Annotated in this window: 21 protein-coding genes; 13 read left to right on the top strand and 8 right to left on the bottom strand. The window is 65.5% G+C overall.

Annotation, left to right across the window (positions count from 1 at the left end):
- The first annotated feature begins 203 nt into the window (after positions 1-203).
- Genes HBE63_RS13150 through HBE63_RS13170 form a run of 5 tightly spaced genes read left to right on the top strand, consistent with a single transcriptional unit; the run spans position 204 to position 4,754 of the window.
- The gene (locus HBE63_RS13150; RefSeq protein ID WP_166905140.1) at positions 204-1,133 is read left to right on the top strand and encodes a TauD/TfdA family dioxygenase; all 930 of its coding nucleotides are present in this window, start codon (positions 204-206) and stop codon (positions 1,131-1,133) included.
- Position 1,134: 1 nt separating this feature from the next.
- Complete coding sequence (locus tag HBE63_RS13155) at positions 1,135-1,998, top strand: ABC transporter permease (RefSeq protein WP_166905141.1); 864 nt, start codon at positions 1,135-1,137, stop codon at positions 1,996-1,998.
- Positions 1,985-2,743, top strand: a complete 759-nt coding sequence (locus HBE63_RS13160; protein WP_166905142.1) for an ABC transporter ATP-binding protein — start codon at positions 1,985-1,987, stop codon at positions 2,741-2,743. The genes HBE63_RS13155 and HBE63_RS13160 overlap by 14 nt, the downstream gene beginning before the upstream one ends.
- Positions 2,733-3,803, top strand: a complete 1,071-nt coding sequence (locus tag HBE63_RS13165; protein ID WP_166905143.1) for a PhnD/SsuA/transferrin family substrate-binding protein — start codon at positions 2,733-2,735, stop codon at positions 3,801-3,803. The genes HBE63_RS13160 and HBE63_RS13165 overlap by 11 nt, the downstream gene beginning before the upstream one ends.
- A 33-nt stretch (positions 3,804-3,836) precedes the next feature.
- On the top strand, positions 3,837-4,754 hold the full coding sequence (locus tag HBE63_RS13170; protein ID WP_166905144.1) for a TauD/TfdA family dioxygenase: 918 nt from the start codon (positions 3,837-3,839) through the stop codon (positions 4,752-4,754).
- A 96-nt stretch (positions 4,755-4,850) separates the two neighbouring features.
- Here HBE63_RS13170 and yaaA read toward each other — a convergent pair whose 3' ends face one another.
- Entirely contained in the window at positions 4,851-5,600 is a 750-nt protein-coding gene (gene yaaA / locus HBE63_RS13175; RefSeq protein ID WP_166905145.1) for a peroxide stress protein YaaA, read from the bottom strand.
- 316 nt (positions 5,601-5,916) lie between these two features.
- Between yaaA and HBE63_RS13180 the strand changes: the two genes are divergently transcribed.
- The 6 genes from HBE63_RS13180 (at position 5,917) to HBE63_RS13205 (ending at position 10,725) form a co-directional block, all read left to right on the top strand.
- Positions 5,917-6,774, top strand: coding sequence for an alpha/beta hydrolase (locus HBE63_RS13180; RefSeq protein WP_243858632.1), 858 nt, complete (start codon positions 5,917-5,919; stop codon positions 6,772-6,774).
- Between the two features lie 212 nt (positions 6,775-6,986).
- Positions 6,987-8,276, top strand: coding sequence for a lipase family protein (locus HBE63_RS13185; protein WP_166909739.1), 1,290 nt, complete (start codon positions 6,987-6,989; stop codon positions 8,274-8,276).
- Positions 8,273-9,148: an LLM class F420-dependent oxidoreductase gene (locus tag HBE63_RS13190; RefSeq protein WP_166905146.1), complete on the top strand. Its 876-nt coding sequence runs from the start codon at positions 8,273-8,275 to the stop codon at positions 9,146-9,148. Before HBE63_RS13185 ends, HBE63_RS13190 begins: the two co-directional genes overlap by 4 nt.
- A 103-nt stretch (positions 9,149-9,251) precedes the next feature.
- The gene (locus HBE63_RS13195; RefSeq protein ID WP_166905147.1) at positions 9,252-9,569 is read left to right on the top strand and encodes a helix-turn-helix transcriptional regulator; all 318 of its coding nucleotides are present in this window, start codon (positions 9,252-9,254) and stop codon (positions 9,567-9,569) included.
- On the top strand, positions 9,566-10,081 hold the full coding sequence (locus HBE63_RS13200) for an SRPBCC family protein (protein ID WP_166905148.1): 516 nt from the start codon (positions 9,566-9,568) through the stop codon (positions 10,079-10,081). The genes HBE63_RS13195 and HBE63_RS13200 overlap by 4 nt, the downstream gene beginning before the upstream one ends.
- 11 nt (positions 10,082-10,092) lie before the next feature.
- Positions 10,093-10,725: a flavodoxin family protein gene (locus tag HBE63_RS13205; protein ID WP_208301361.1), complete on the top strand. Its 633-nt coding sequence runs from the start codon at positions 10,093-10,095 to the stop codon at positions 10,723-10,725.
- On the opposite strand, the gene HBE63_RS13210 is transcribed toward HBE63_RS13205, so the two are convergent.
- The 4 genes from HBE63_RS13210 to HBE63_RS13225 all read right to left on the bottom strand — a co-directional run bounded on the left by HBE63_RS13210 (position 10,691) and on the right by HBE63_RS13225 (position 13,771).
- Positions 10,691-12,067, bottom strand: a complete 1,377-nt coding sequence (locus tag HBE63_RS13210) for an FAD-containing oxidoreductase (protein WP_166905149.1) — start codon at positions 12,065-12,067, stop codon at positions 10,691-10,693. The two genes, HBE63_RS13205 and HBE63_RS13210, sit on opposite strands and share 35 nt — an antisense overlap.
- 3 nt (positions 12,068-12,070) lie before the next feature.
- Complete coding sequence (locus HBE63_RS13215; protein ID WP_166909743.1) at positions 12,071-12,553, bottom strand: DUF4126 family protein; 483 nt, start codon at positions 12,551-12,553, stop codon at positions 12,071-12,073.
- A gap of 66 nt (positions 12,554-12,619) precedes the next feature.
- Positions 12,620-13,474 (bottom strand): ATP phosphoribosyltransferase, encoded by an 855-nt coding sequence (gene hisG, locus HBE63_RS13220; protein WP_166909745.1) that lies wholly within the window; start codon positions 13,472-13,474, stop codon positions 12,620-12,622.
- A gap of 15 nt (positions 13,475-13,489) precedes the next feature.
- On the bottom strand, positions 13,490-13,771 hold the full coding sequence (locus HBE63_RS13225) for a phosphoribosyl-ATP diphosphatase (RefSeq protein ID WP_066897932.1): 282 nt from the start codon (positions 13,769-13,771) through the stop codon (positions 13,490-13,492).
- Positions 13,772-13,808: 37 nt separating this feature from the next.
- Between HBE63_RS13225 and HBE63_RS13230 the strand changes: the two genes are divergently transcribed.
- Positions 13,809-14,309, top strand: coding sequence for a hypothetical protein (locus HBE63_RS13230; protein ID WP_166905150.1), 501 nt, complete (start codon positions 13,809-13,811; stop codon positions 14,307-14,309).
- Here the strand turns inward: HBE63_RS13230 and HBE63_RS13235 are convergent.
- Both HBE63_RS13235 and HBE63_RS13240 read right to left on the bottom strand, forming a co-directional pair.
- Positions 14,306-15,781, bottom strand: coding sequence for a sugar porter family MFS transporter (locus tag HBE63_RS13235; protein ID WP_166905151.1), 1,476 nt, complete (start codon positions 15,779-15,781; stop codon positions 14,306-14,308). The genes HBE63_RS13230 and HBE63_RS13235 overlap by 4 nt on opposite strands.
- 99 nt (positions 15,782-15,880) lie before the next feature.
- Positions 15,881-16,564 carry an HAD family phosphatase gene (locus HBE63_RS13240; protein WP_166905152.1) on the bottom strand — a complete coding sequence of 228 codons (684 nt, stop codon included), beginning with the start codon at positions 16,562-16,564 and terminating at the stop codon, positions 15,881-15,883.
- A 45-nt stretch (positions 16,565-16,609) separates the two neighbouring features.
- Between HBE63_RS13240 and HBE63_RS13245 the strand changes: the two genes are divergently transcribed.
- Positions 16,610-17,416 carry an SDR family oxidoreductase gene (locus HBE63_RS13245; RefSeq protein ID WP_166905153.1) on the top strand — a complete coding sequence of 269 codons (807 nt, stop codon included), beginning with the start codon at positions 16,610-16,612 and terminating at the stop codon, positions 17,414-17,416.
- Positions 17,417-17,474: 58 nt separating this feature from the next.
- Here HBE63_RS13245 and metH read toward each other — a convergent pair whose 3' ends face one another.
- Positions 17,475-21,221: a methionine synthase gene (metH, locus tag HBE63_RS13250; protein ID WP_243858633.1), complete on the bottom strand. Its 3,747-nt coding sequence runs from the start codon at positions 21,219-21,221 to the stop codon at positions 17,475-17,477.
- Between the last annotated feature and the right edge of the window lie 176 nt (positions 21,222-21,397).

Genomic DNA, 21,397 nt, shown 5'->3' on the forward strand with positions numbered 1-21,397 from the left:
CACATATCGCGTCGCTGAGCCAGTGCGCCGCAGGCAGAAGCGATTTGGGCGATCTGCTCTGGCCGCTACTGGCAACATCGCCTCGGTGTCGCGAGCGCCGAGCGCCATTCACGTCACGCCGATTCAAACCGGTAAGCCCAGCGGCCAACCTCGTTAGCGTCGAATGGTCGATGTATGCAGCCGCTTTCGAGGGGAGTGTGGCCATGTCTCCTACTGGACTCACTATCAGTCCGCTGTCGGGATTTACCGGGGCATTGATCGAGGGGGCCGATCTATCGGTGCCGCTGTCGCACGAACAGGTAGCGACGATCCGCGAAGCCCTGCACCGGTGGAAGGTGGTGTTCTTCCGCGGGCAGGACCTCGACCACGCATCGCAGATTGCGTTCGGAGCGCAGTTCGGCGAGGTGACGCCCGGCCATCCGTACGAGGGCGACTCTGCCCCAGCCGGATTCCCGCAGATCCACACGGTTTCCCCGGGCGCCTACGACCACAGGTACGGCACGAAATATCGCAAGCGGCAAAGTCCAAACGGTCCCGGGTGGCATGCCGATGTCACTCCGTTGATCAACCCGCCGTCGCAGTCGATACTGCGAGCGGAGCGGGTTCCCGGCTATGGCGGCGATACCCAGTTCACCAATGTCGCTGCCGTATATGCGGGTCTGTCACCGTCGGTGCAGGCCCTTCTCGACGAACTGCGTGCCGAACATCGCTTCGGTTCGACGACATCAACTGAACGCAGCACCGAGAAGATCGGTGATCTGGTGCGCAGCAATCCGCTCGCGACGATCCATCCGGTGGTCCGGGTGCACCCGGAGACCGGGGAGAAGGTTCTCTACGTCAACCCGTCCTTCACCCGCGAGATCGTCAATCTCTCGCCTCGGGAGAGCAGACACCTGCTGGATCTGTTGTTCGAGGAGATCGCCCGGCCCGAGTACTCGGTGCGGTTCAGGTGGGAGCCGGGCAGCGTGGCGTTCTGGGACAACCGGGCTGCCCTGCACCTGGCCCCGCGGGACTTCGAGCATGTCGAGGGTGATCGGGTGCTACACCGCATCACCCTGGTGGGCGACATTCCGGTGGGCTCCGATGGTGTTGCATCGGAGTCGATTTCGGGTGACTACTTCGGGGCCGCCTGAGATGTCCCTCCTGTTGTCGCGGCCGACCGGCGCTGCGCGTACCGATGCACCGATCGGGCTTGTCGATCCGCGGGCGGCGGTCCGGAAGGCACAGCGCAAGCCGGTGGTGCCGCGTTCGGTGCAGCGCCTGCTGGGTCCTGTCCTACTGGTCGGCCTGTGGCAACTGCTCTCCACCGTCGGCATCTTCGACGAGCGCACCGTGCCACCGCCGACCCGGGTTCTCGGTACCGCCTGGACGCTGATCGCCGACGGGACCTTCCAGGAACACCTGACCGCCAGCCTGTCGCGTGTCGGATACGGCCTGGTTTTCGGGATAGTGCTGGGGCTCGGTCTGGCGCTGATCTCCGGACTGTCCCGGATCGGCGAGAACTTCGTCGACGCCAACATGGAGGTACTGCGCGCCGTTCCGAACTTCGCGCTCGTGCCGTTGCTGATCGTGTGGTTCGGCATCAGTGAGGTGCCGAAGGTCCTGTTGATCACGCTTGCCGTTGCCGTCGCGATCTACATCAACACCTTCAGTGCGATCCGCAGCGTCGATGCCACGCTCGTGGAGGCCGCCCGATCGTTCGGTGCCGGCCGCGCCGAGATGATCTACCGGGTCATCATTCCCGGATCGCTGCCGGGATTTCTGGTCGGCCTGCGGCTGGCGCTGACGGCCTCCTGGTTGTCCTTGATCTTCGCTGAGACGATCAACGCCAAGAAGGGCCTTGGCCGGATGATGACCGACGCCCGCGAGTACTTCCAGATCGACATCGTCTTCGTATTGATCGCGGTGTACGCGATTCTCGGCCTGGTCTCGATTCTGGTGGTCCGGTTCCTCGAAGGCCGTTTGCTCACCTGGAGGCGGGCCTATGACGGGGACTGACACGTTGGCAACGACCGCCGGCGCCCCGCCGGTGGTGATCGCCCGCGACGTCCGGAAGCAGTTCGGGGACAACGTCATCATCGACGGACTCGATCTGGAGATCCGCGCCGGCGAGTTCGTTGCGCTGCTGGGGCGAAGTGGTTCCGGCAAGAGCACGTTTCTGCGGGCACTGGGCGCGCTCGACAGTGATGTGGACGGCTACCTCCGGGTACCCGGGCGGCGGGCGATCGTATTCCAGGATTCCCGGTTGCTGCCGTGGCAGCGGGTGCTCGCCAACGTCACGATCGGATTGCCTGGCACCGGAGAGGTGCAACAGCGGGCGCTGGCAGCGCTGGGCGAGGTCAATCTGGCGGACAAGGCAAAGGCGTGGCCGCGCACGTTGTCTGGTGGAGAGGCACAACGGGTCGCCCTGGCCCGGGCACTGGTGCGCGAACCGCAGCTGCTGCTGCTCGACGAACCCTTCGGCGCACTCGATGCGCTCACCAGGATCAAGATGCACGGTCTGCTGATGGACCTGTACCGCAGGCACACCCCGGCGGTGCTGTTGGTGACCCACGATGTCGATGAGGCGATCCTGCTCGCCGACCGGGTGATCGTCCTGACCGACGGGGTCATCTCGCTCGACGTCAACGTCACGGTGCCCAAACCCCGGACCCGTGACACCCACGAATTCACCGCGCTGCGAAAGCGATTGCTTTCCGAACTCGGCGTGTCCGAAGACAAGGAATTATCAGATGCCATCTGACCATCGAGTTCGGTTGCGGTCCGCCGCGTTGTTGCTGATCCCGCTGCTGCTCAGCGCATGTGGGTTGTCCGACAACGAGGCCGGCGGCGCCATCGACACGGTGAAGATCGCGGCAAAGACCGAGGTTCCGGCCGGCACCAAGCTTGTCATCGCCGAGCAGAACGGGACACAGTCCCTGCCGTGGAACCTGGCCAATGCCGGCCAGGGGACACCGTATGAGGTCGATTTCGCCGACTTCAGCGGAGGCGCCGCGGTCATCGAGGCGCTGCGGTCGGGGGCGGCCGACGTGGGAGCGATCGGCGAGGCGCCGGTGCCCATAGCGGTGGACAGTGGCGTCACCGATCTGGTGACCATTGGGCTGCAGGCCAACCCGGGCACCAGCGGTGGCTACTACCTGGTGGCGCGCCCCGACAGCGGGGTGAAGACGATCGCGGATCTCCGCGGCAGGCGCGTGGCCTATCCGCCAGGATCGGGCCGCCACATGATCACCGCAGCGCTGCTCAAGCGCCAGGGTCTGGATCTGAGAACCGATGTGCAGCCCGTCGAACTGGCTGGGGCAGAGGTGGTTCCGACGTTTGCTGCCGGCGCGGTCGACGCAGCCATCGTGCTGGGCAACCAGTATTACCAACTGGGCGAGCCGCCGATCCTCGGCGACGGCAGAGGCATCAACACCGGCATTCAGACGCTGATCGTGCGTAAGGACGTCCTCGACGATCCCGCCAAGGTGGCGGCGATCGGCGACTACGTCGGGCGGGCCGTTGCGGCCAACAACTGGAAGGACACCCACGCCGATCAGTGGATTGACCAGTACTACGTCAAGGAGCAGGGCATCACGTTCGATCAGGGCAAGAAGCTGTACGAGGAAGACGGGATCGCCTCGTACTACCCGATCGACGAGCAGTCCACGGCGTTGTTCCAAACCGTCGCCGACGGCCTGCACGAGACCGGGACCATCAAGGGCCGCGTCGATGTGAAGCCGTATGTGGACGGTCGCTACAACGACATTGTCACGGCACAGAACGAACTCGACGGTGTCACACCGAAATCGCTGAAGTCGTAACGACTCCAACACATAGAACCGAGAGGAACATCGATGACACAATTGGCATCCGCACTGAGTATCCGGCCGCAATCCGGCTGGATTGGCGCCGAGATCCACGGAATCGACCTCACCGCACCGTTACTCGATGAACACATCGCCGAAATCCGTGCGGCGCTGCTCAAATGGAAGGTGGTGTTCTTCCGCGACCAGTTCATCGGCCACGATGATCATCTCCGGTTGGCGCGGGCGTTCGGCTCTCCGACGCCAGCACATCCGCTGTTCGATTCCATCCCGGACCCGGACTATCCGACGATCTATCCGATCTTCGCCGACCGGTTCAAATCCCGATACGGCAGCAGCCGCGGCTACGACAAGGCGAACTGGCATGCCGACGTCACCGCGGCGGTGAACCCGCCTGCCGCGTCGATACTGCGGGCCGAGGTGATCCCGCCGTACGGCGGGGACACCCAGTGGGCGAACACCGTCGCGGCATACGCGGGATTGTCGGCCCCGCTGCAGCGGCTCGCAGACGGCCTGCGGGCGGTGCACCGGTTCGCGCCCCCGGACGGCACGACGGCAACCGAGGACTATCAGCGCCGGGTGGACCGCCGTCCGCTGCTGACCGAGCATCCGGTGGTGCGGGTCCATCCGGAGACCGGAGAGCGGGCGCTCTACGTCAACCCGGGATTCACCAGCCACATCGTCGATGTGTCGCCGCACGAGAGTCGCCGCCTGCTGGGTCTGTTCTACGACGAGTTGGTGCGACCGGAGTACACCGTGCGGTTCAAGTGGGAGCCGGGCAGCATCGCGTTCTGGGACAACCGCTCGACCGTTCACCTGGCACCGTCGGATCTCACCGGCGAGCACGACCGGCGGTTATATCGGGTGACGCTGGTGGGGGATGTGCCGAAGGGGCCGGACGGCCGACCCTCGGAGGCATTGAACGGCGAGCCGTTCGAGGCAGTCTGAGTCGGCGAGCGGTTCGAGGCAGTCTCGGCACCCCGTTTTCGACGCCTGGGTCGCGATCGCGACCTCGCGACAACCCTGCGGTGGAAACCGGCGGAGTCAACTGGCCGGCACCACGACCGTCAGTTCATCGCCGTCGCGCTCCACAGTCATCCCGGCTCGGCGGGCCACCGCCGCGACCCCGGCGGCGTTGTCGGGTTCGCTTCGGGAACTGACCAGCGCGCGGGCGAGGTGGCCTTTGTGGGCTTTGTTGAAGTGACTGACCACCGTGCGGCGGCCGTCGAGGTGCTCGGCCAGGACCTGGACCCGGACCGCGCCGGGAACGCGGCCCAGACCGGCATAGGAGCCGGACCGTAGGTCGACGATCAGCTCACCGGCCGACAGGTCGGCCAGTACGGGCTCCAACAGTGGGCGCCATCGTTTGGCAAGGCCCGGTTGTCCGGGCAGCCTCGACGAGGCGGACAGCCGGTATGCGGGCACCGGATCGTCCGCGCGGAGCAGACCGAACAGCGCGGATCCGACGGCCAACCGGCTGCGGGCCCGCGCGGCGGCCGCGCCGCGCAGCGATCCGACGTCGAGGGCGTCGTAGAGCACCCCGGTGTATCGCTCGATGGCCGGCATCGTGGGCGCCTGTCGGAGTGCCGCGTTGCGTTCGATCTCGGCGTCCTGGCCGGCGGAGATCGCCAGCGCCTTACGGCACGCAGGCGTATCAGCGGCAAGCTCGATCAGTTCGTCGATCAGTGACTGGCGGAGCGGGGTGAGCTCTGGCGAGCTCAGAATGTCCAAACGCACCGGCGGGCCGTCCCCGCCGGTGCGTTTGGTCTCCGATGGTGGCAGGAGCACGATCACATCCAGACGCTATCCGAATGATCGTGGCTGGCTGACCACCGACCGGTGTGATCTCAGACGGCGATTGGCGCCGGCTCGTCGGGCGCAGGGGGCGCAGGCGGGGGCGGGACGTCCAACAGGATGGGTGCGGGACCGTCCATCGGGGGCGCCGGAGGCATCGCGTCGGCCGGGGGCGGCGGCGCGAAGGGGTCCATCGGCGCGGGAGCGGCCATGGGATCGGCCGGCGGCGGCGGTGCGAAGGGATCGTCTGCTGCATCCGCAGGTCCAGCAGCTGTTGCGGTCCCTATCCGAACGCCCTGCTACGCAGCCGTGGGAGATGTCGATCGCGGCTTACCGGGAGGCCGGCGAGAATTTGATCGCGTTGGCGGGCGACGTCGACACGCGCTGCACAGTAAGCGATTTCACGATCCCCGTCCGCCAGGGGGTGGTGCCGGCACGGTGCTACCGCCCACCCGTAGCGGGACCGGCGCTGCCGGGTGTTGTTTATCTGCATGGCGGGGCCTTCGTACGCGGAAGCCTGGAAACCCACGATCGGCTCTGCCGAAAACTCTGCGTGCGGGGCGAACTCATCGTGATTTCCGTTGCCTACTGTCTGGCACCAGAAAATCGGTTTCCCCGTGCTCACCATGACGGTGCCGATGCCTTTGCTTGGGTGAGTGAGCATGCCGATGGGCTAGGCATCGCCGTCGAAGCCCTGGCGGTGGCGGGCGATTCCTCCGGGGGTGCACTTGCGGCAAGCATTGCGCTTGCCTCGCGTGAACAAGGTCCTCGGGTCAAGGCGCAAGGTCTGCTGTGTCCCGCACTCGACGCCACCATGAGCAGTGACTCGGTCGAACGGTACATGGACGGCCCATTCCTTACCCGGTCCGCGCTTGAATGGGCTTACGACATGTACGTACCCGAGATCGACGACCGTCGTTCGAGCCTCGCCTCACCGTTGCTGACGCAGAATCTCGTAGGCGCCCCGCCTGCGGTGATCGTCAGTGCCCAGGTGGATCCAGTAGCCGACGACGCCCACCGCTACGGCGAAAGGCTTGCTGCGGCAGGAACCAGGGTCCAGACCCATGAGTACGAGGGCATGCCGCACAGCTTCCCGTTGCTGGCGGGCGTACTCGACGATGGCGATCACGCCATCACCGTATTCGCGAGGGAACTCGCTGCGTTGCTCAGCTAGGTTTCCTGATCTAACACCCTCCAGCACAACGGATTACCGGCCTGGGGCGGTTCCACCTTTTTGTGGACTCTCGTCCAATGCTGCCCTGACCCCGCCGTCGCACCCATCCCTCGTCAACCAGTCCAACCAAAAGGAAACCAACGATGATTCCCCTTCCGGGCGACGATTACGCGCACTTCCGTCCCCGATCAGCGCGAGCCTGGGCCAGGACGATGATGATCGTCCTGTGCGTCGTTGCGGCAGCGTTTATTTCGGTGAATGTGCCGGTCGCCCGGGCTGACGAATCACGGTACCTGGCGTTCTACACTCCGCCGAATCCCCTACCCCCAGGCGCATCCGGCGATCTGATCCGAACGGAGCCATCCAAGCTGGTTCTGGAGCCTTCCGGACAACTGGGCTCATTCGTGGGGACCGGAACGCGAATCATGTATCGCAGCACCGATGCTCAAGGTCACCCCGTGGCGGTCACCGGTACCTATATCGAACCTGACGTGCCCTGGCCCGGCAGTGGACCGCGCCCGCTGCTTGCCTACGCCACAGCCCCGTACGGGATGGGAGAGCAGTGTGCTCCGTCTCGCCTGTTCAACCAAGGCATCCATGCCTCTTTGGACACGGGTTTCGACCTGATGTTCAATCTCGAGGAAGGATTCATCGCGACTCTGCTGGCGCGTGGTTACGCCATAGTGGTCACCGACGGTGTCGGACTGGGAGTGCACGGTCAGATGGCGCCACAGTTCCTGAACCGAGTGGCAGGCGGGACGGCACTCAACGACGCCGCGCGGGCAGCGATGAAACTGCCCGGCACCACGTTGGATCCGCATGGGCCCGTCGCCTTCTGGGGCTGGCTGGCCGGCGGTGGGCATTCCGCGTTGGCAGCGGCCGAGCTGGCCGGCGCGTACGCACCCGAACTTCACGTTGTCGGAACCTATGCCAACGGCGCGACGACCGATCTTCCCAGCATGTTGCCGCCCCTTGACGGGAACCAGCTCGCTGGATCCATCGGGTGGGTGCTACGAGGGATTCAAGAGGCGTATCCCGATATGACACAACCGATTGCGGATTCCCTCACCCCGCGCGGTGTGGAGATGCTGGCCAACACCAGTCGGCAGTGCATGATACAAACAGGCATCAACTACGCGTTCCGGCATCTGCAGCCATGGTTCAAGAAGGACCTCTATCAGTCGGTGCGAGAGGAGCCGCTGAACTCGATCCTGGCGATGCAGCGCATTGGCAACGTGAAACCCAGTGCGCCGGTGTACCTCTCACATAATCGGTGGGATTCCTTCGCACCCTATGAATCGGTGGTGGCCACCGCGAGGGATTGGTGCGCGCTGGGAGCGGACGTCACGTTGTGGACCAACGAACAACCACCTTTCCTCAACAAGACGGATACCAATGCACTCTTGACGGCCTTCGTCGACGGCGAGCGGAGCATGGCGTGGATCGCCGACCGCTTCAACGGTGTGCCCACCACGCCCAACTGCGGGTTGATTGAGCCATGACTGGTCCGGCTCTGGGCACCTTCGGTGTTTTCGGCCTTTTCGAGCAGTGGAAGCAACTGACTACCGCGCAACTGAGGGACATCGAGGCGCTCGGCTACGGTGCCATCTGGGCAGGCGGCTCGCCGCCGGCCGAACTCGACTGGGTTGAATCGCTTCTGGAGCGAACCGAGACACTCCAGGTGGCAACGGGCATCGTCAACATCTGGTCGGCCGCCGCCGGGCCGGTCGCCGAGTCGTTCCACCGCGTCGAGGCGGCCCATCCCGGGCGGTTCCTGCTCGGGATCGGGGCCGGGCACCCTGAGCTGGTCGCCGAGTACAAGAAGCCCTACGACGCGCTCACCGGTTACCTGGACAAGCTGGACGAGTACGGCGTGCCCAAGTCCCGCCGCGTCCTCGCCGCGCTTGGTCCACAGGTGCTCAAACTGGCCGCACGGCGGAGCGCGGGAGCCCATGCCTACCTGGTCACCCCGGAGCACACTGCCCAGGCGCGTGCCCTGGTCGGACCAGATGCGTTCCTCGCCCCGGAGCACAAGGTGGTGCTGACCACCGCCGACGAGCGCTCGCGCGAGGAGTATGTCACCGCGACGCAGGCAAGGGCCGTCGGGCGCAAGTCGCTCGGCATCTATCTCAACGGAACCAACTACGTGAACAACTGGAAGCGGTTGGGGTACACCGACGCGGACGTCGCCGCACCGGGAAGCGACGCCCTGATCGACGCCCTCGTCGCGTACGGCAGCACCGATGAGATCGCGGCCAGGCTCAAGGAACATCTGGCCGCCGGCGCGGACCACGTACCCGTACAGATCCTGACTGGACCTGACGACCTGGTTCCTGCCCTTGCCGAGCTGGCCGGAGCACTGGGCCTCCACTGATCCCACAGTCATGGTCGGACGACAATTCTTGCGGCGTTTCGCTCGGGTCCCAGGCCGATTATATCTACTTGTGTCTATATAGATGCAGTGCAATACTAAAACTATGGACGTGTTCGAGGCAGTGGCAGAACCCAGTCGACGCGCATTGCTCGACGCTCTCGTCGATGGTGAACGCACCGCCGGCGAGTTGGTGGCCACGCTGCCGGAGCTGACCCAGCCCACCGTGTCGCGGCATCTACGGGTGCTGCGGGAAGTCGGACTGGTGGAGGTACGGCCCGACGCACAGCGCCGCATCTACGCGTTGCGCGCCGACGGCCTGGTGCAGATCGACGAGTGGATCGAACGGTACCGACGCTACTGGTCCGATCACCTCGACGCCCTGGAACGTCATCTCAAAGCGACGCACAAGGAGACGAAATGACCAGCCGCGAAGGCAAGCTCACCGTCGAGGGCGATTGGGCCGCCCTGAACTTCGAGCGGCGGCTGCCCTATCCCGTCGACGCGGTATGGGCCGCCATCACCGATCCGAAGCAGCGCAATCAGTGGATGGGCGAAACGACCATCGACGCCCGAGAGGGCGGCACGATCGAGATGATTCCGCACTCTCCCCCGATTCCGCCGCAACAGAAGACGATGACCGGTCGGATCCGGGTGTGGGACCCGCCAAGGGTTTTCGAGCATGAATGGAGCCAGGCCGTCCTGTCCGCTCCCGAACCCGGCGTCGTGCGCTACGAACTCACCCCCGACGGCGACGGGACCCTGCTGAGGTTCAGCCACCGCGGCCTGACGGCCTCCGACGGCCAAGGCTTCCATCCCGGCACCCATGCCTATCTGGACCGGCTCGAGGCGCACCTCGGCGGGCAGCCGCTGCCCGACTGGGCCCAGCGTTACCAGGAAGTCGCCACGGTGCTCGGCACCCAGTGGACTCGATAGAAGGAAACAACATGCCACACAATGGAACTGATATCGCCGCACCCACCGTCGCGGTGGTCTACCACTCCGGGTTCGGTCACACTTCGACGTTGGCCCGAGCGGTCGCCACCGGCGCCGGTGAGGCCGGAGCCGATGCCACCGTCATCCACGTCGAGACCATGACCGACGAGGATTGGGACGTTCTGGACGACGTCGACGCCATGATCTTCGGCTGCCCCACCTACATGGGCAACGTGTCGGCGGGATTTCAAACCTTCGCCGAGAAGACCGGCCGGCGGTGCATGGAGGGCAGCTGGCGCGACAAGGTCGCCGCCGGGTTCACGAACTCCGGAGCCAAGAGCGGCGACAAGCTGGCCACCTTGAACTCCTTGGCGATCTTCGCCGCCCAGCACCACATGCACTGGGTGAACCTGGGTTTGGGCGCCGGATGGAACTCGGCGTCCGGCAGCGAGCACGACCTGAACCGGCTTGGCTTCTGGCTGGGTGCGGCGGCCGCCACCGATGTGGACGCCAACCCCGACCAGGTACACCCGGCTGACGTGCAGACCTGCCGCCATCTCGGGCAGCGTGTCGCGCTGGTGACGCGCCAGCTCAACATCGGCCGCACGTTCAGTCCAGCGGCTTCAGCTCCTGCAGCATCGTAGGAACCAACTCGCTGACGGTCGGGTGGATGTGCATGGTGCGCGATATCGCGGTGTAGGGCAGTTTCGCCGTCATGACGTCGAGAACGGAATGCACCACCTCGTCGCCGCCGACACCGAGGATCGCTACCCCCAGAATCTCCTCGGTCTCGGCATCCACCACCACCTTCATGAAGCCCTGGGTCTCGCCCTTCTCCACCGCACGACCGACCCTGGTCATCGGGCGCTTGCCCACCAACGCTTTTCGACCAGATTTGCGTACCTGATCGACGGTCAACCCGGCGCGGCCCAGCGGCGGATCGATGTAGAGCGCGTAGGTGGTGACCCGGTCGCTCACGCGACGCGGATCATCGTCGAGCAGATTGGCGGCGACGATCTCGAAGTCGTTGTAGGACGTGTGGGTGAACGCGCCCTTGCCGTTGCAGTCCCCCATCGCCCAGATGTGCTCGGCCGTCGTGCGTAGTTGATCGTCGACCACGACGTAGCCCCGTCCGTCGAGGTCCACGCCGGCGTTCTCCAACCCGAGATCGTCGGTGTTCGGGACGCGCCCCACCGCCAGCAGCAGGTGCGTTCCCGCGATCGCATCTGCGCCGTCGCGGGGCGTCACCTCGAAACCGCTGTCCCTCTTGGTGAAGCGAATACCGGTGGCGTTCAGCACCACGTCGATACCCTCGGCCCGGAGAATCTCGGCGATGGTGGCTGAGACGTCCTCGTCCTCACGGGAGGTCAGCCGCGGCCCCTTCTCGATCACCGTGACTCGGGCACCGAACCGCCGGTACATCTGCGCGAACTCCAACGCGATGTAACTGCCGCCCACGATCACCAGGTGCTCCGGTACCTGGTCCAGATCCAGGATTCCGACGTTGGTCAGATAGTCGATACCGTCCAGACCGGGAAACTCCGGAACCACCGCGCGGCCACCGACATTGAGAAAGATCCGATCGGCCCGCAGCAGTTCGCCGTCGACGTCGATGGTGTGCGGGTCCACGAAACGGGCATGGCCGCGGACAAGCGTCGCGCCGTTCATCCCTTCGAGCCAATCCTCGACTCCGTGGCGGTCGGCCAGCATGATCGCATCCTTGCGGGCCTTGACCTTGCCCATGTCGATGTCGATTTCGCCTGTGCCAACACCGAAATCAGCGCCGCGCCGCGCCAGATGAGCGGCATGCGCACTGGCCACAAGGGTTTTGGTGGGGATACAGCCGTAGTTGACGCAGGTGCCGCCGACCAGCTTGCGCTCGATCACCGCGACGGTCTGCCCCGCAGCGGTCAACCGGCCCGCCAGCGGTGGCCCGGCCTGCCCCGCGCCGATGACTATCGCATCGAAACTGCGCGCGGACGCCATCGGCTAGACGATCGCGGTCAGGGCCGCGATCGCGAAACCACCGAGCACCGCGACCGCATCCTCGATGAGCGCGACCGGCAGATCGTGACCACCGTTGCCGGCCACCAGACGCTTACGGGCCTCGTAACCGCCGAGGGTTCCCAGCACGGCACCGACGAGACCCGCCCCCAGCCCACCGAACGTATAGCCCCACGCGGTGCCGATCACCGCACCGGCGAACGCGCCGGTGATCAGGCGGGCGACGAACTGCACCGGTGTCTTACGGCTCGGGGTGCGCGGGAGCTGATCGGTAACCAACTCCACCACGGCAAGAATCGTCAGCACGGTGACCGTGACCGGGTGCGCCAACCACTGAGCCCAGGTGCCGTCGAGGTTGATCCAACTCAAGGCCGCGGCCCAGGCCACCGCAGCCGGTGCGGTGAATGCCCGCAATCCGGCCACCACACCGATGAAAAGAGCCAACAAGAGAACCAGAAAATGCGTCACGTCGACCTCCGAGGCCTGAAATTGTCCCCCGGACGCTAACACGCTCCAAAGCGTGGCACCTGCTGATCAGAAACGGCAGAACCGAATATCTGATGCGAGTATCGCTTTGGCACCGATCGCGGCAATCTCATCCATGATGGCGTTCACATCGCGGCGCGGCACCAGGGCACGCACCGCCACCCAGTCCGGATCCGCCAGCGGCGCAATGGTCGGTGACTCCAGCCCCGGCGTCACCTCGGTGGCCCGGTCCAAAACCGCACGGGGGCAGTCGTAATCCAGCATCAGGTACTGCTGGCCGAATACCACACCCTGCACCCGCGCGGTCAGTTGATCACGTGCGGTCGCGTTGCCGTCGCCGTCGGCCCCGTCGCGTTCGATCAACACGGCCTCCGACTCACACAGCGGCGCGCCGAATGCCACCAGGCCGTGCAGTCCCAGGGTGCGACCCGAACCGACCACGTCGGCGATCACGTCGGCGACACCGAGCTGAATCGAGATCTCCACCGCGCCGTCCAAGCGGATGACCGAGGCCTCGACGCCCTGGTCCGCAAGGTCCTTGCGGACCAGGTTGGGAAACGAGGTGGCGATTCGCTTACCCGCCAGGTCCTTCGAGCTCCATTCCCGGCCGGCGGGTCCGGCGTAACGGAAGGTGGAGTTGCCGAAGCCGAGCGACAGGCGCTCACGCACCGGGGCGTCGGAATCGGCGGCCAGGTCCCGTCCGGTGATGCCCAGATCGAGCTGACCTGAACCCACGTAGATCGCGATGTCCTTCGGACGCAGGAAGAAGAACTCGACGTTGTTGACCGGATCGACGACGGTCAGGTCCTTGGGGTCACGCCGGCGCCGGTATCCGGCCTCGGCGAGGATCTCACCGGCCGCTTCGCTGAGCGAGCCCTTGTTGGGCACCGCGACGCGCAACATCTGATCGGCCACGGCTCACAACTTCCGGTAGACGTCGTCGAGGGTCAGCCCCCGGGAGATCATCAGCACCTGGGTCCAGTACAGCAACTGGCTGACCTCTTCGGCGAGCGACTCGTCGCTCTCGTGCTCGGCGGCGAGCCACACCTCGCCGGCCTCCTCCAGGATCTTCTTGCCGAGCCCATGGACGCCGGCGTCAAGGGCGGCGACCGTGCCGCTACCGGCAGGTCTGGTGCGCGCTTTGTCGCTGAGTTCGGCAAACAGGGCCTCGAAGGTCTTCACAGGCATGAATTGTTTCATGCTCGGAGGGGGTCCATTTGTGGGGTTCCATAGAAGGGTGAGCGAATCCGTCGGCGACCAGCTGTCGACCTACACTGCCCGGGTCACGGCGATCCACGAGATCTTGGCCAAACACCTGCCGGTCGATGGTCTGATCCAGAACAACCGGGTCGCCAACCCGATCCTGCCACTCGATTGCCTGTCCGCATCCTGGGGCGCCGGCCTGGCTTCGCCCGCCACTCTCACCGTGGCGATCCATCCGGTACCGGATTTCGCGGCCGAGGTCGAACAGCTGCGATACGGCGCTGCCCCCGAGCCCGGGACCTACGAGGCACCTCGTGTCGATCCCGACGAATTCGCCCTGGTGCAGGCGCACCTGTCCAGCGTCTGGGTGGTCGTCAGGCACTGTGAGGTCTACCTGGCCCACCGTGACATCTCGCCGGACAAGCTGATCGCGGCAGCCGTCGAGATCGCCCACGCCATCGGTTGCGCGCCGTATGCCGACGACTACGAGCCTCCGCTGTTGCCGCCGAACTGGGACCCGCCGGCTTACTGCTAGGTGCTCAACGCGTTGGCGTGCATGTCCTCCAGGTTCTTACCCTTGGTCTCCTCGACCCAGCGCCACACGAACAGGAACGACAGCACCGCACAGATGGCATAGAAGCCGTACGCCGCACCCAGGAAGTTGCGCAGTTCCGGGAAGGACACGGTGATCAGCCAGTTCGCTGCCCACTGCCCAGCGGCGGCGAGGCCAAGGGCGGCCGCCCGGATGCGGTTGGGGAACATCTCGCCGAGCAGCACCCACACCACCGGGCCCCAGGACATGCCGAAGGCCACCACGAACAGGTTGGCCGCGACCAGGGCGATCGGGCCGGTGATCCCGCCGAGGAACGGTTGCTGCTCCATCAGACCGGTCGACTTGTTGAGCACCTCATGCGTCTGGGCAGTCCCGAAGAGGACGGCCATCGTGCCCAGTGTCACCGCCATTCCCACCGAACCGATCAACAGCAGCGGCTTGCGACCGATCTTGTCGATCAACGCGATCGCGATCAGCGTGGTCACGATATTGGTCACCGAGGTGATCACGGTGATGATGAACGACGAACTCTCGTCGAATCCGACGGCCTGCCACAACACATTCGAGTAGTAGAAGATCACGTTGATGCCGACGAACTGCTGAAAGACCGACAGGCCGAGGCCCACCCACACGATGCCGTAGACGCCGCCGGCCGGCTTACGCAGATCGCGCCAGGCCGCCGGCTTCTCCTGCTGAAGGGTGTCCTGGATCCGGTGGAGGGTGATCTCCAGGTTCTTCTCCCCCAGCAGCCGCGACAGCACCTTGCGAGCCTCGGGAATGCGGTGTGTGGCAACCAGATACCGGGGCGATTCGGGAATCGTGAAGGTCAGCAGGCCGTACACGACGGCGGGAATCGTCATCAACAGGAACATCCACCGCCAGGCCTCCATGTTCAGCCACAGTTCCTGGGTGGCGTCCCCGGCGATATAGGCCAGCAGTGCGTCGATACTCAGGGCCAGGAAGATGCCCGAGACAATCGCCAGCTGTTGCAGGGATCCCAGCCGGCCCCGGATTCCCGGTGGAGAGGTCTCGGCGATGTAGGCCGGGGCAATCACCGAGGCGATACCGACGCCGATACCACCGACGATTCGGAAGAACACCACCACCCACACGCTGGGGGCCAGCCCGGTGCCGATCGCGCTGATGAAGAAGAGCACCGCGGCGATCTTCATCACCGAGATACGACCGATCCGGTCGGCGATCCGGCCGGCCGTCAACGCACCGACGGCGGCACCGAGCAGCGCCGAGGCGACGGCGAAGCCCAGGACCTTGTTGTCGATGACGAAGTGCTTCTGGATGGCGTCCACCGCACCGTTGATCACTGCGCTGTCGTAGCCGAACAACAACCCGCCCAGGGCGGCGACCGCGGCGATGCGCACAGCACTGCGTCCGGACGAGTAATAGTCGTCGTCGTGAACCGCAGGAGTGCCGTCACCTACCGGACCGTGTGACATACCGTGTCCCCTCCGCACCATTTGCGTGACTGGTCACCCTCACCTTGGCACAGCGGACCCGCAGCTAGGGCCATATCCGGCAGCTGGATTCGACGTGTGTCAGGCGCTGCGTACGTCGGTGTCCGCCGCCAGCTCGGCGTGGATGGTCCGCAGGTCGGAAACATCGAGGGCACCGAGGGTTTCAACGTGCCTGCGCCGCGTCCCCGCGGGAACCTCGATATCGTTGGGTACCACCAACACCGGGCAACCCGCGGCTTCGGCCGCTACCGTTCCGGTGACCGAATCCTCTACGGCCAGGCAGTGCTCTACGGGCACCCCGAGCAGGTGTGCGGCCCGCAGGTAGGGATCCGGCGCCGGTTTGGCCCGGTCGACCTCGTCACCGCAGACGCTCACCGTGAAGTAGTGGCTACCAATGCTTTTCAGGGCCCGCTCAGTGAGCCCGCGGCGGGTGTTGGTCACCAATGCCATCGGAATCCCGGCGGCGGTGAGCCCGTCGAGCATCTCTTGGGCGCCCGGCCGCCACGGCAGTCCCTGCTCGAACAGCTCACCGGTGTAATCGTGCAGCCAGTCCGCCGTTTCGGCCATGGCAGCGGGGTCGGGTTCCAGCCCCAGATCGTCGTAGACGATGCGCATCACGCTCTCGGCCGAGCCACCGACGGTCGATTCCCGGACCTCGGGCGTGAGCACCCCGCCCATCTGCGCGTACAGCGCGTGCATGGCGATGTCCCACAGCTTTTCGGAGTCGACGAGCGTGCCGTCCATATCCCAGAGCACAGCACGCATGGCGCCCATTCTCCCATTGTCGGACCGCGTCGATAACGTGGGAGCATGACGGTATTGGTGACGGGAGCCACAGGAAACATCGGCAGGCGCGTCGTGGACGAACTAATTCGTTTGGGCGGCAGCGGTATCGGGGACATCCGCGCATTGACCACAAACCCGGCGAAGGCGGCGCTGCCCGAATCTGTGACAGCAATCACCGGATACCTGGGGAAACCGGAGACGCTGCCGGCCGCGTTCGAAGGTGTCGAATGCGTGTATCTGGCCCCGTTCCCTGCGACCGTCGGCCCGACACTCGAGCTGATGGTGCAGGCGGGCGTGCAGTACGTGGTGGCGCTGTCCGGTGGGGCGCACTGGGCGGACCACGCCGATGCGGTCACCGCTTCCGGCCTGGCGCACACCCAGCTCGGGCCCGGCGAGTTCTGTGAGAACTTCGCGATGTGGGGTCCGCAGATCAAGACCGGCACGGTCCACGATGTCAGTCCGGAGCACGTCCAGTCACCGGTGTCGATGGATGACATCGCCCGGGTGGCGGCACACCTGTTGACGGCGCCGGCGGATGCTCACCTCGGCGCGATGTACGAGCTGACCGGTCCGGCCGCGCTGTCCCGCGCCGATATCGCCCGCCAGATCGGCGCGGGAATCGGCGTGCCCGTCGAGATGCGACGGTGTAGCCGTGCCGAGGCCGAAGAGCTGTTGCGCCCCGTCATGGGTGACGCTGCGCACTGGTATCTCGACCTGTTCGATGGCGACCTGGTACAACAGTCCGCCAACGACACCGTCGAGCGGCTGACGGGCACGCCGGCCGAATCGATGGCACAGTGGGCAGCCCGCAACCGCAGCCTCTTCACGTAGCCACCCCCGGCTTGGACCGGAAACGGGAACTGTTCCGGTCCAACCGGTTTCGACTCGATCAGTCTTCCGGGTTGTAGCCGAGATTGGGGGCGAGCCAGCGCTCGGCCTCCTGCAGGGTCCAGCCCTTGCGCTTCGCGTAGTCGGCAACCTGATCCTGGGCCAACCGGCCGACCACGAAGTACTGCGACTGCGGGTGCGAGAAATACCAGCCGCTGACGGCAGCACCGGGCCACATCGCCATCGACTCGGTCAGCTCGATGCCGGTCCGCTCCTTGACGTCCATCAATTTGAAGAGCGTCGCCTTCTCGGTGTGCTCCGGGCAGGCCGGGTAGCCGGGGGCAGGCCGGACACCCACGTACTTCTCCCCGATGAGTGCCTCGTTGTCCAACTGCTCGTCGGGCTGGTATCCCCAGAACTCCTCGCGGACCCGTTGGTGCATCCGTTCGGCGAAGGCCTCGGCCAGCCGGTCGGCGAGCGACTCCAGCAGGATGGCGCTGTAATCGTCGAGAGCTGCCTTGAACTCCATGATCTTGTCCTGGCTGCCGAGCCCCGCGGTGACGGCGAAGGCGCCGACGTAGTCGGCCAGTCCGGTGCCCTTCGGCGCGATGAAGTCACCCAGCGACCGGTTCGGGATGCCGTCTCGGTGCTCACCCTGCTGGCGCAGATTGTGCAACGTGGTCAGCACCTCGGTACGGGTCTCGTCGGTGTAGACCTCGACGTCTTCGAGATTGGAGCCGACCGCGTTCGCCGGGAAGAACCCAATCACCCCGTTGGCGCGCAGCCACTTCTCCTTGATCAGGGTGTCGAGCATCTCCTGGGCGTCGTCGTAGAGCTTGCGGGCAGCTTCGCCCGAGGCCGGGTTGTTGAGGATGTCGGGGAATCGACCCTTCATCTCCCAGGCGTTGAAGAACGGCTGCCAGTCGATGTACTCGCGCAACTCGGAGAGGTCGTAATCATGAAAATCGCGTATACCGACACCCTGCGCGGGCACCGGCGGCGTGTAGCCCTCCCATTCGATGGGCGTCCGGTTGGCGCGAGCCGCCTGGAGCGTCAGCATCGGCCGGTCGTTCTTCTGGGCGTGCCGTTCGCGCAGGGAGGCATAGTCGGCCTCGGTCGCTTCCAGCAGGGCCGGCCGCTGCTTGTCGTCGAGCAGTGCGGCAGCCACCGGCACCGAGCGGGATGCGTCCTTGACCCAGACCACCGGAGCGGTGCGACGAGGCGATATCTTCACCGCCGTGTGAGCGCGCGAGGTGGTCGCGCCACCGATCAGCAGTGGGATCTCCAGGCCCTGGCGTTCCATCTCGGCGGCGAAGTTGACCATCTCGTCCAGCGACGGGGTGATCAGTCCGGACAGCCCGACGATGTCGGCGTCGTGTTCCTTCACCGCGTCCAGGATTTTCTGGGCGGGCACCATCACACCGAGATCGATCACTTCGAAGTTGTTGCACTGCAGGACGACCCCGACGATGTTCTTGCCGATGTCGTGCACATCGCCCTTCACCGTCGCCATGACGATCGTGCCGTTGGTGTCCTTCTCCCCCGTCGTGCCGGCCTCCTCCTTCTCGGCCTCGATGAACGGCAGCAGGTACGCGACAGCCTTTTTCATCACGCGGGCCGACTTCACCACCTGCGGCAGGAACATCTTGCCCGCGCCGAAGAGGTCACCGACGACGTTCATGCCGTCCATCAGCGGGCCCTCGATCACCTCGATCGGACGGCCACCTGCGGCGGCGATCTCGGCTCGCAGTTCCTCGGTGTCGGTCTCGACGTCGGCGTCGATGCCTTTGACCAGGGCGTGCGTGATCCGCTCGCGGACCGGGAGGCTGCGCCACTCGGCTGTTGCTCGATCGTCGCCCTTGTCTGCCTTGCTGTTGAACCTCTCGGCGATCTCCAGGAGCCGCTCGGCCGCATCCTCGCGACGGTTCAGCACGACGTCCTCGATGCGATCGCGCAGTTCAGGGTCGATCGAGTCGTAGGGCACCAGCGCACCGGCGTTGACGATGCCCATGTCCAAACCGGCCTTGATGGCGTGGAACAGGAAAACGGCGTGGATCGCCTCGCGGACCGGGTTGTTGCCCCGGAACGAGAACGACACGTTGGAGATGCCGCCGGAGATGTGCACCCCGGGAAGATTCTCCTTGATCCAGGCACAGGCCTCGATGAAGTCGATCCCGTACGTCGCGTGCTCCTCGATACCGGTCGCCAGCGCGAAGCAGTTCGGGTCGAAGATGATGTCCTCGGCCGGGAAGCCGACCTCTTCGGTCAGGATCCGGTAGGCGCGCCCGCAGATTTCCTTGCGGCGCTCCAGGTTGTCGGCCTGCCCCTGTTCGTCGAAGGCCATCACGACCACGGCGGCGCCGTACTTGCGGCACAGCCGGGCCTCGCGGATGAACTTCTCCTCGCCCTCCTTCATGGAGATCGAGTTGACGATCGGCTTGCCCTGCACGTTCTTCAGGCCTGCTTCGATGACGTCGAACTTGGAGGAGTCGATCATCACCGGGACGCGGCTGATATCCGGTTCGGCCGCGATCAGCTTGGTGAACCGATCCATCGCGGCGACGCCGTCGATCATGCCCTCGTCCATGTTGATGTCGATGACCTGCGCACCGACCTCCACCTGCTGCAGCGCGACCGACAACGCGGTGTCGTAGTCCTCGGCCTTGATCAGGTTGCGGAACCGGGCGGAGCCGGTGATGTTGGTGCGCTCACCGATGTTGACGAACAGGGAGTCCTTGGTGATGTTGAGCGGCTCCAGGCCCGAGAGCCGGGTGGCGAGCTCCACCTCCGGCACCTCACGCGGCGCCTTGCCCTCCACGACCTTGGCGATCTGCGCGATGTGCGCCGGCGTTGTTCCGCAGCAGCCCCCGGCCAGGTTGATCAGGCCGGCCTCGGCGAACTCGGCGATGTAGGAGGCCTGACTCTCCGGGGACTCCTCGTACTCGGCGAAGGCGTTGGGCAGGCCGGCGTTCGGGTAGCAGGACACGAAGGTGTCCGCGATCCGCGACATCTCGGCGATGTAGGGCCTCATCTCCGGGGCGCCGAGGGCGCAGTTCAGCCCCACCGCGATCGGGTTGGCGTGCCTGATCGAGTTCCAGAACGCCTCGGTGACCTGACCGGACAGCGTCCGCCCGGAAGCATCGGTGATGGTGCCCGAGATGATCACCGGCCAGCGGCGTCCGCGGTCCTCGAACAGCGTCTCGAGGGCGAACACCGCGGCCTTGGCGTTCAGGGTGTCGAAGATCGTCTCGATGATGATGAGGTCGGCACCGCCGTCGACCAGGCCGCCGGCAGCTTCGAGATAGGCGGCAACCAGCTGGTCGTAGGAGACGTTGCGGGCTCCGGGGTCGTTGACGTCCGGCGAGATCGACGCGGTCCGCGTCGTCGGGCCGAGCGCCCCGGCGACGTAGCGCGGCTTGTCCGGGGTGCTGAACTCGTCGCAGGCCTTACGGGCCAGGGCCGCGCCGGCGTAGTTCAGCTCGTAGCTCAGGTCCGCCATGTCGTAGTCGGAAAGCGAGACCGCGTTCGCGTTGAACGTGTTGGTCTCCAGGATGTCGGCGTCCGCCTCCAGGTACTCGCGGTGGATCGCCTCGATGATCTGCGGCTGCGTCAGGTTCAGCAGGTCGTTGTTGCCCTGAAGATCGCTCGGCCAGTCCTTGAACCGCTCGCCCCGGTAGCCGGCCTCGTCTGGCCGGTCCCGCTGGATCGCCGTGCCCATCGCGCCGTCGATCACCATGATCCGCTGGCGCAGAGCTGCGGTCAGTGCGTCGGTGCAGTCGGGGCGGATGTTCGGCTCAAACCCGTTCACGTGCACTCCTTCCGTAACGGAAGGCGTCCTTGACTCTGCCGAGCGTGGCGGATACCGAGGGGGATCCAGTCCCCCCCAGACAACCGTTGCAACGCCTCTCGACCAGAAGAGTCTACGTCGCCACCCGATCGACGTCTGGACGCCCAACGCGTCGCTGCGATCGACCCGACCTGCTT

The sequence above is a fragment of the Mycobacterium sp. DL440 genome (assembly GCF_011745145.1).
Classification (GTDB): domain Bacteria; phylum Actinomycetota; class Actinomycetes; order Mycobacteriales; family Mycobacteriaceae; genus Mycobacterium.

Bases quoted from the DNA above. Each gene is read 5' to 3' on its own strand.
- HBE63_RS13160 (WP_166905142.1), top strand. From the start codon at position 1,985: ATGACGGGGACTGACACGTTGGCAACGACCGCCGGCGCCCCGCCGGTG.
- HBE63_RS13235 (WP_166905151.1), bottom strand. From the start codon at position 15,781: ATGTCACACGGTCCGGTAGGTGACGGCACTCCTGCGGTTCACGACGAC.
- HBE63_RS13190 (WP_166905146.1), top strand. From the start codon at position 8,273: ATGACTGGTCCGGCTCTGGGCACCTTCGGTGTTTTCGGCCTTTTCGAG.
- HBE63_RS13185 (WP_166909739.1), top strand. From the start codon at position 6,987: ATGATGATCGTCCTGTGCGTCGTTGCGGCAGCGTTTATTTCGGTGAAT.
- HBE63_RS13180 (WP_243858632.1), top strand. From the start codon at position 5,917: ATGTCGATCGCGGCTTACCGGGAGGCCGGCGAGAATTTGATCGCGTTG.
- HBE63_RS13205 (WP_208301361.1), top strand. From the start codon at position 10,093: ATGCCACACAATGGAACTGATATCGCCGCACCCACCGTCGCGGTGGTC.
- HBE63_RS13155 (WP_166905141.1), top strand. From the start codon at position 1,135: ATGTCCCTCCTGTTGTCGCGGCCGACCGGCGCTGCGCGTACCGATGCA.
- HBE63_RS13245 (WP_166905153.1), top strand. From the start codon at position 16,610: ATGACGGTATTGGTGACGGGAGCCACAGGAAACATCGGCAGGCGCGTC.
- HBE63_RS13225 (WP_066897932.1), bottom strand. From the start codon at position 13,771: ATGAAACAATTCATGCCTGTGAAGACCTTCGAGGCCCTGTTTGCCGAA.
- HBE63_RS13200 (WP_166905148.1), top strand. From the start codon at position 9,566: ATGACCAGCCGCGAAGGCAAGCTCACCGTCGAGGGCGATTGGGCCGCC.
- HBE63_RS13165 (WP_166905143.1), top strand. From the start codon at position 2,733: ATGCCATCTGACCATCGAGTTCGGTTGCGGTCCGCCGCGTTGTTGCTG.
- HBE63_RS13210 (WP_166905149.1), bottom strand. From the start codon at position 12,067: ATGGCGTCCGCGCGCAGTTTCGATGCGATAGTCATCGGCGCGGGGCAG.
- HBE63_RS13195 (WP_166905147.1), top strand. From the start codon at position 9,252: ATGGACGTGTTCGAGGCAGTGGCAGAACCCAGTCGACGCGCATTGCTC.
- hisG (WP_166909745.1), bottom strand. From the start codon at position 13,474: ATGTTGCGCGTCGCGGTGCCCAACAAGGGCTCGCTCAGCGAAGCGGCC.
- HBE63_RS13150 (WP_166905140.1), top strand. From the start codon at position 204: ATGTCTCCTACTGGACTCACTATCAGTCCGCTGTCGGGATTTACCGGG.
- HBE63_RS13170 (WP_166905144.1), top strand. From the start codon at position 3,837: ATGACACAATTGGCATCCGCACTGAGTATCCGGCCGCAATCCGGCTGG.
- HBE63_RS13240 (WP_166905152.1), bottom strand. From the start codon at position 16,564: ATGCGTGCTGTGCTCTGGGATATGGACGGCACGCTCGTCGACTCCGAA.